The organism is Alcanivorax sp. HI0083, from assembly GCF_001635175.1.
This window is the reverse complement of record NZ_LWFX01001563.1, coordinates 1-8,430: the sequence shown is the minus strand read 5'-3', so window position 1 is coordinate 8,430 and position 8,430 is coordinate 1. Positions and strand designations below refer to the sequence as shown.

Below are 8,430 nucleotides of genomic sequence, written 5' to 3'. Positions count from 1 at the left end.
CTGGTGCCTGGTACGCCTACAAGGGCGACAAGATCGGCCAGGGCAAACAGAACGCTTGTGAGTATCTGCGTGAGAACCCGGCCATTGCCGAAGAAATCGAGACGGAAATCCGCGCCCGCTTGCTGCCGGACCCCACCTCGGAAGCGCCAGTGGAAGAGGACGCTGCGGCTGACGATGAGTGAACCGCTGACGGAGGCCGAGCTGCGCCAGCGGGCTGTTGCCCTGCTGGCCCGGCGCGATCACGCTCGTCGCGAACTGGTCACCAAGCTGCAACAGCGGCTGGGTGACCAGCCGGCGCTGACGGCCGTGCTGGCCTGGTGCGAAGAACACGGCTTTATTGATGACCGGCGCTTTGCCGGTTTTTTTGTGCGTGCCCGCATTGAACGCGGGCAGGGTGCCTTGCGCATTCGCCAGGAACTTCAGCTCAAAGGCGTGGATAACGACTGGATCGCCGAGGCGCTGGAGAATGCTGAGGTAGACTGGTTTGCCCTGGCCCGAGAGGTTCGCGCCCGACGCTTTCGGCAGTACCCCCAGGATCAGAAAGAAAAGGCCAAACAGCTGCGTTTTTTGCAAAGCAGGGGGTTTGATGCTGAACAAAGTTTTGCAGCCTTGGACGTCTCGGAAGACGATTTGGACTGATCGCTGCTTGTTCCGCCTGTCTATTAGGTAAAACGCGGAGTGAACCGAATCTCGGCCACTGCGCAGATGTCTTGCTGCAGGAGCGTTGCTGGCGGCGCGATGCCCCAAACCCGGAAAGGTTGTTCACCACGTTCACCCCATAGGGGTAGAGCTCACCGGTGAAGAGCGGGGAGGGCTCTGTGAACGTTGCTTTCTGTGCTGCGAGTGTTCTTGATCCAGGCATGAATCGCGGCGCCAGCGACGGGGCTACGGTGCGCTTATACAAGTGAGTGCCCTCAACGCGTTTTGCTGACGGGTGGGTGAGGGTATCCTTGTGCTCTGTGCCCCCGGATTGGAAACCCCATGGAATATCTTTCAGACCCCTGGCTAGCGGCCGCGTTGCTGGGCGCCGGTGTACTGGCGGGGTTTATCAATACTCTGGCCGGGGGCGGTGGTCTGCTGATCCTGCCGTTGCTGATGCTCACCGGCATGGGCGCTGCGCTGGCCAATGGCACCATGCGGGTGGCGGTGCTGATTCAGAGCGCGGAAGCGGTTCGCCAGTTCAACAAACGGGGAACTATGCCCTTTGCCGCCTTGCCGGCGATTCTGGTGCCGAGCCTGCTGGGCACCCTGGTGGGCGCCGTGGCGGCGGCGTTTCTTCCGGAAACCATCCTCAAACCGGTTCTGCTGACGACCCTGGTGGTGGTGGCTGTGCTGATGGTACTGCGTCCGGCGCAAATGTCGCCGGGGCCGGATGCGATCCCGCTGTCCCCGAACGCGAGCCTGCCCGGGTGGCTCGGCCTTTTTCTGGCCGGGGTGTATGGAGGTTTTGTGCAGGCCGGGGTGGGTTTTGTGCTGCTGGCGGTGCTGGCGGGGCAGCTGCATTACGATTTGCTGCGCAGCAATGCCCTGAAATTGGCGATCACCGGCAGTTTCACCGTGTTGGCACTGGCGATTTTTGTGTCCAGGGGGCAAGTCGCCTGGTTGCCGGGGCTGGTCGTTGCGCTGGGTAGCCTGCTGGGCGTGCGGCTGGGTGTGGGGTTCGCGCACAAGGTTTCCCCCCGTGTGCTCAAGCGCATTCTGCTGGTGATGGTGCTGGCGGTATGTCTGGCGGCGGCGATCAAGGGCTAGAACCAAGCTATGAGCCGCTAGCGACTAGTTTCCAGCTATTAGATTAAAGAGGGGCTGACTTCTGGTTTCGGGTTTTTCTCGACGCTTGAAGCTAGTCGCTTGCAGCTTACTGAACCATCGCAACCGGGCCTTGAGGGCGCTATACTCGGCCCTCTCTGACAGCCAGCCAATGATTGTTTCTCCTATGAAGAGTGCTGAACTACGCCAGGCCTTTCTGGATTACTTCGCCAGCCAGGGACACACCAAGGTGCCGTCCTCCTCGCTGGTGCCCCACAATGACCCGACCCTGTTGTTTACCAACGCGGGTATGAATCAGTTCAAGGATGTATTTCTGGGCCGTGAGTCCCGGGACTACACCCGTGCTACCAGTTCCCAGCGCTGCGTGCGTGCCGGGGGTAAGCATAACGATCTGGAGAACGTGGGCTACACGGCGCGGCATCACACCTTCTTCGAGATGCTGGGTAATTTCAGCTTCGGCGACTATTTCAAGCGCGAAGCCATCAAGTTCGCCTGGGAATTCCTGACGGGCACCTTGGGGCTGCCTGAAGAGCGCCTGTGGATCACCGTGCATGTGTCCGATGATGAAGCGGCGGATATCTGGCTCAAGGAAATGGGCGTCAGCGCTGAACGCTTCTCGCGCCTGGACGAGGACAACTTCTGGCAGATGGGCGATACCGGCCCGTGCGGTCCCTGTTCCGAGATTTTCTACGACCATGGGGCCGATGTGCCCGGTGGTCCTCCCGGTTCCGAGAATGATGATCTGGATCGCTATATCGAGATATGGAACCTGGTGTTCATGCAATACGACCGCCAGCCGGATGGTGAGTTACTGCCGTTGCCCAAGCCCAGTGTGGATACCGGCATGGGCCTGGAGCGTATTGCTGCAGTCTTGCAGGGCGTACATTCTAACTACGAAATTGACCTGTTCCAGGCGCTGCTGAAAGCGGCGGCCACGGCTACCGGCTGCACCGATTTGGAAGAAAAGTCCCTGCGGGTGATTGCCGACCATATCCGTTCCGCCAGCTTCCTGATCTGTGACGGGGTGATACCGTCCAATGAAGGCCGTGGCTATGTGCTGCGCCGCATCATCCGTCGCGCCCTGCGCCACGGTCATAAGCTGGGCCAGGACAAGCCGTTCTTCTCCACCTTGGTGACCGCGCTGGTCGAGCAGATGGGTGAAGCCTATCCGGAGCTGGGCCGCGAACAGGCCCGCATCGAAAAAGCCTTGCTGGCGGAAGAAGAGCAGTTTGGCCGCACCCTGGCCGCCGGCATGAAGGTGCTGGAAGCGGCCATAGCCGAGCTGGATGGCAAGGAACTGCCCGGCGAGGTGCTGTTCAATCTTTATGACACCCATGGTTTCCCACCGGATCTCACCGCCGATGTGGCCCGTGAGCGGGAATTGACGGTGGACATGGACGGCTTTGAAAACGCCATGGAAGCCCAGCGTGAGCGGGCTCGTGGTGCCGGCAGCTTTGCCAATGATTACAGCGACCGACTCAATATCGAGGTGGTGACCGCGTTTTCCGGTTACGAAAAACTGGCGGACGACGACAAGATCGTCGGCCTGTTCAAGGACGGCGAAGCGGTTGATGCCCTGCAGGCGGGCGAAGAAGGCATGGTGGTGTTGGCCAGCACGCCGTTTTATGCGGAGTCTGGCGGCCAGGTGGGCGACAGCGGTTTCCTGGTGCAGGGCGATAATCGTTTCGCGGTGTCCGATACCAGGAAGCGTCAGGCGGCCCATGTGCATCTGGGCAAGGTGGAAAGCGGCAGCCTGAAGGTGGGTGGCAAAGTGTCTGCCTACGTGGATGTGGAGCGTCGTCGCGCCATCATGCGCAATCACTCCGCCACTCACCTGATGCACGCCGCTTTGCGTGAAGTATTGGGTGAGCATGTTCAGCAGAAAGGCTCGTTGGTGGCAGCCGACTATTTGCGCTTTGACTTCTCCCACGGCGAAGCTGTCAGCGAAGACCAGCGTGAGCAGATCGAGATTCTGGTGAATCGCCAGATTCTGGCCAACACCGCAGTAACCACCGAATTGATGGATATCGACGCCGCCCGGGAAGCGGGTGCCATGGCCCTGTTTGGCGAGAAATATGATGATCAGGTGCGCGTGCTGAGCATGGGCAGCGACGGCTTCTCCAAGGAGTTGTGTGGCGGAACCCACGTGAGCCGCACCGGCGATATCGGTCTGTTCCGGATTACCCTGGAAGCCTCTGCGGCTGCCGGTGTGCGCCGCATCGAAGCGGTGACGGGTGAACACGCCCTGGCGGTGATGCGCCAGCAGGAGCGGGCGCTCAGCGAAATTGCCGCCACGGTGAAGAGCTCACCGGACAATGCGGCCGAGCGGGTGCGCAGCCAGGCGCAGAAAGTCCGTGAACTGGAAAAAGAGATCGAACGCCTCAAACAGAAACTGGCTAGCGGCGCCGGCGGCGACCTGACCAGTGATGTGCAGGATATTAACGGCGTGAAGGTATTGGCGACGCAAATCGACGGTGCCGATAGCAAGACCTTGCGGGTCACCATGGACAAGCTGAAAGACAAGCTGGGTTCCGCGGTGATTCTGCTGGCCGCAGTGGAAGGCGATAAGGTGGCCTTGGTGGCCGGTGTCACCAAGGACCTGACCGCCAGATACAAAGCGGGCGATCTGCTCAAATTCGTGGCCGAGCAAGTGGACGGCCGTGGCGGTGGGCGCCCGGATATGGCCCAGGGGGGTGGGAATAATCCTGCTGCATTGCCCGGGGCCCTGGAAAGTGTAAAGGGCTGGGTGGCCGGGTAGGGCAACTCAGGTTGGAAATACCCGTTATTTCCGGCTTGAAAAACCCACTTTGGGGGCGGAATAGGTTGTAGATCATGCCCGCCAAACCACCTGAACATGAAATCCCGGCGCGTTTCTGGTACAGTAGCGCGCTCTTTTTTGCAGAAAAAGCGACTTTATGGCTCTTATCGTGCAGAAATACGGCGGTACCTCGGTAGGTACGGTCGAACGCATCCAGGCCGTTGCCGAAAAGGTAGCCGGCTTTCATAAACGGGGTGACCAGGTGGTCGTCGTCGTTTCCGCCATGAGTGGGGAAACCAACCGGCTCATCGAGCTGGCCAACGGCGTTACCGACAAACCCTCTCCACGGGAAATGGACGTGCTGGTGTCTACCGGCGAGCAGGTCACTATTGCCCTGTTGTCCATGGCGCTGCAAAAGCAGGGCCTCAATGCCCGCTCCTATACAGGTAGCCAGATTCCCCTGCGTACGGACAACACCTACTCCAAAGCCCGCATCGAAGAAATCGACGACAAGAAAGTTCGCGCCGATCTTGATGGTGGCAGTGTGGTGGTCGTGGCCGGTTTCCAGGGCGTCGATGGTGACGGCAACATTACCACGCTGGGCCGTGGTGGCTCTGATACCACCGCTGTGGCTTTGGCTGCTGCGCTGAAAGCGGACGAGTGCCAGATCTATACGGATGTGGATGGTGTTTACACCACTGACCCGCGAGTAGTGGATAACGCCCGCCGTCTGGACAGCATTACTTTCGAGGAAATGCTGGAAATGGCCAGCCAGGGCTCCAAGGTCCTGCAGATCCGCTCTGTGGAATTCGCCGGCAAATACAATGTGCCGCTGCGTGTTTTGTCCAGTTTCCAGGATGGCCCTGGGACACTTATTACCGTCGAAGACGAGGTTGATATGGAAAAGCCGGTAATCTCCGGAATTGCCTTTACCCGTGATGAAGCCAAGATCATCGTGCGTGGCGCCCCGGACACCCCGGGTATTGCCTACAAGATCCTCGGCCCGGTAAGCGCAGAGAACATCGAAGTGGACATGATCGTGCAGAACGTGGGTAAGGACGGCGCTGCCGACTTCACCTTCACCGTGCACCGCAACGATTTCGCCCGTGCCCAGGAAGCCCTGCGTAACGCCTCCGAAGAGCTGGGCAACCCGGAAATCATCGGTGACGACAAGATCGCCAAGGTCTCCCTGGTGGGTGTGGGCATGCGCTCTCACGCGGGCGTGGCGTCCAAGATGTTCGAAGCCCTGGCCACTGAAGGGGTGAACATCGAGATGATTTCCACCTCCGAGATCAAGGTGTCCGTGGTCATTGCCGAGAAGTACCTGGAGCTGGCAGTCCGTGCGCTGCACTCTGCCTTCGAGCTGGATCAGCCTTCAAGCTGAGCCCGTAGCTTCATCGTGGTGCCTGGCACAAGCCTTTGCCGCCACAGAACATTTTCTTCAGTCGACCGTATTCCCTGATACGGCGCTTCCTCAGAAAATGCCCTGTGACAACAAATTCTTGCGCCATACATCCACGCTGAAACCACAGCTCAACTTCTGCTGATCGGCATACCGTCAGGTAGGTATGGGGCGACGACCGGTTGGTCTCGCCCCTCTCACGGCAAGACTTGAGAATCTGATTCAGGCATACTACCGGCCCCGTGCCAGGGGTGGGTAAATGGTCTCTGCACCAAGGAGTCGTCAAGGACGGCAACCCGCGAGCCTCAGGTACGGAAAGCGCTCACGGAAATGAAAGGACCCCAGGAGGGATCATTATGTTAATTCTTACGCGTCGAGTTGGTGAGACCCTGATGGTCGGTGACGAAGTGACCGTCACTGTGCTGGGTGTAAAAGGCAACCAGGTTCGTATCGGTGTGAACGCACCGAAAGAAGTTGCCGTACACCGTGAAGAAATTTATCAGCGAATTCAGCACGAAAAATCGTCAGATAGCGAGTCTGCCTGATTTTTGAGCTGTATTTTGTTCGCAAAATCGTTATGATGCGCGGCGAGTTTGGTGACAGCGCCGATTAAGAGCGTTCACCACCAAACCACAAGCAGTACCGCATTCCGGAGAGGTGGGTGAGTGGCTGAAACCAGCTCCCTGCTAAGGAGCCATACGGGAAACTGTATCGCGGGTTCGAATCCCGCCCTCTCCGCCATATTAGAAAACGCCCCGCAATGCGGGGCGTTTTTGTTTGTGGGCCGTGTACATGCTGCAGGCGATTTTGCGATTCCGGACCGATGTCGCCCGCAACCGCGGTTCTCATGTGCCTCGTGCTCTGCCTCGACACCAACTTGCGCTACACTTTGCGCTACACTACGCCCCCGAAACGCCCCACGAATCTCCACGGTAAAGAAGGTGACTCCATGACCGATACCCTGACCATTGCTCGCCCGGACGACTGGCATCTGCACTTCCGCGACGGTGATTTGCTGGCGGAAACCGTGCCGGCCACGGCCAATGTATTCGGTCGTGCCATCGTTATGCCCAACCTGAACCCGCCGGTGAACACGGTGGCCCAGGCCGCAGAGTATCGTGAGCGCATCATGGCGCAGGTGCCGACCGGGGTGAGTTTTGAGCCGTTGATGGTTTTGTATCTCACCGACAGCACCCCGGTGGAGGAAGTGGAGCGCGCGGCCAACAGTGACTTTGTGCATGCCTTCAAGCTCTACCCGGCGGGTGCCACCACCAACTCTGCCAGTGGCGTTACCGATCCGGGCAAGATTACCCATCTGTACGAAGCCATGGAAAAGCACGATGTGCCGCTGCTGGTACACGGTGAGGTGACCGATGCGGAGATCGATATCTTCGACCGTGAAAAGGTGTTCATTGATCGTTACCTGAACACGATCCGCAGCCAGTTTCCGGCGTTGCGTATTGTGTTTGAGCACGTGACCACCTCGGAAGGCGTCAACTTTGTGCGCGAAGCCAACGCGCTGACCGCAGCGACAGTGACCCCCCAGCACTTGTTGATGAACCGCAACGATCTGCTGGTGGGTGGTGTGCGTCCGCACAATTATTGCCTGCCGATTCTCAAGCGTCGCCAGCATCAGGACGCCATCCAGAAAGCGGTGATTGACGGCCACAGTCGTTTCTTCCTGGGCACTGATTCCGCACCGCACGCCCGTAACAAGAAAGAAGCAGCCTGTGGCTGCGCGGGCTGTTACTCCGCGCGGGCGGCACTGCCGCTGTATGCGACCTTCCTGGAGCAGCACAATGCGCTGGATAAACTGGAAGGGTTCGCCAGCCACTTTGGTGCCGATTTCTATCGCCTGCCGCGCCACACCGACACCGTGACCTTGCAACGCAAGCCGTGGGAGGTGCCCACCATAATCGACGCCGCCGGGGAGCCGGTGGTGCCGTTCTTTGCCGGCGAACAGTTGCCCTGGTCGCTGGGCTGATTGCCGTGGAAGAACGGATTCCGGTGGTGGTGCTCACCGGCTTTCTGGGCAGTGGCAAGACCACACTGCTCAACCGCTGGCTGAGCGAGCGCCGCGATGTAGCCCTGATCATCAACGAGCTGGGCGATATCGGTATCGACCAGCATCTCACCGGCACCGGGGTGTCGGTCTCGTTGCTGGCCGGCGGTTGCCTGTGCTGCGTGATTCAGGGTTCCCTGTCCACCACGTTGCGTAACCTGTTTATGGCCCGCAAGAACGGCGATATTCCCGCATTTACGACGGTGGTGATCGAAACCACCGGCGCGGCTGAGCCCTTTGGTGTGGTGGCGCCACTGGAGCAGGATCCCTGGCTGAAAAAGCGCTTTGTCTGCCAGTCAGTGCTGACCGTGGTCGATGCCCGCGCCGGTGCCGATGCCATTGCCGAGCATCCGGAAGTACTGGAGCAAATCCATAGCGCCGATGCGCTGCTGCTTTCCAAGACGGAACAGGCCGAGCCCACGGCCGTGCAGGCGTTGCAGG

The 8,430-nt window shown here is 59.5% G+C and carries 7 protein-coding genes, 1 tRNA gene and 1 pseudogene; all 9 read left to right on the top strand.

Translation table 11 applies throughout. The features are described from left to right. Positions 1–182: pseudogene (locus A3754_RS23380) on the top strand (DNA recombination/repair protein RecA); the annotation flags it as partial. Beyond that, positions 175–639, top strand: a complete 465-nt coding sequence (locus A3754_RS23375) for a regulatory protein RecX (RefSeq protein ID WP_063521485.1) — start codon at positions 175–177, stop codon at positions 637–639. The pseudogene A3754_RS23380 and the gene A3754_RS23375, both read left to right, overlap by 8 nt. 342 nt (positions 640–981) lie before the next feature. After that, complete coding sequence (locus A3754_RS23370) at positions 982–1,749, top strand: sulfite exporter TauE/SafE family protein (RefSeq protein WP_063521484.1); 768 nt, start codon at positions 982–984, stop codon at positions 1,747–1,749. A 184-nt stretch (positions 1,750–1,933) separates the two neighbouring features. Continuing rightward, on the top strand, positions 1,934–4,525 hold the full coding sequence (gene alaS / locus A3754_RS23365) for an alanine--tRNA ligase (RefSeq protein ID WP_063521483.1): 2,592 nt from the start codon (positions 1,934–1,936) through the stop codon (positions 4,523–4,525). 157 nt (positions 4,526–4,682) lie between these two features. Continuing rightward, entirely contained in the window at positions 4,683–5,909 is a 1,227-nt protein-coding gene (locus A3754_RS23360) for an aspartate kinase (protein WP_063521482.1), read from the top strand. A gap of 374 nt (positions 5,910–6,283) precedes the next feature. Further along, positions 6,284–6,472, top strand: coding sequence for a carbon storage regulator CsrA (csrA, locus tag A3754_RS23355; RefSeq protein WP_035229872.1), 189 nt, complete (start codon positions 6,284–6,286; stop codon positions 6,470–6,472). Between the two features lie 106 nt (positions 6,473–6,578). Then, a tRNA-Ser gene (locus A3754_RS23350) sits at positions 6,579–6,668 on the top strand. A gap of 208 nt (positions 6,669–6,876) precedes the next feature. Further along, positions 6,877–7,911, top strand: a complete 1,035-nt coding sequence (gene pyrC, locus A3754_RS23345) for a dihydroorotase (protein ID WP_063521481.1) — start codon at positions 6,877–6,879, stop codon at positions 7,909–7,911. A 5-nt stretch (positions 7,912–7,916) separates the two neighbouring features. Then, a partial coding sequence (locus A3754_RS23340) for a GTP-binding protein (RefSeq protein WP_197468812.1) occupies positions 7,917–8,430 on the top strand: 514 nt, incomplete at its 3' end.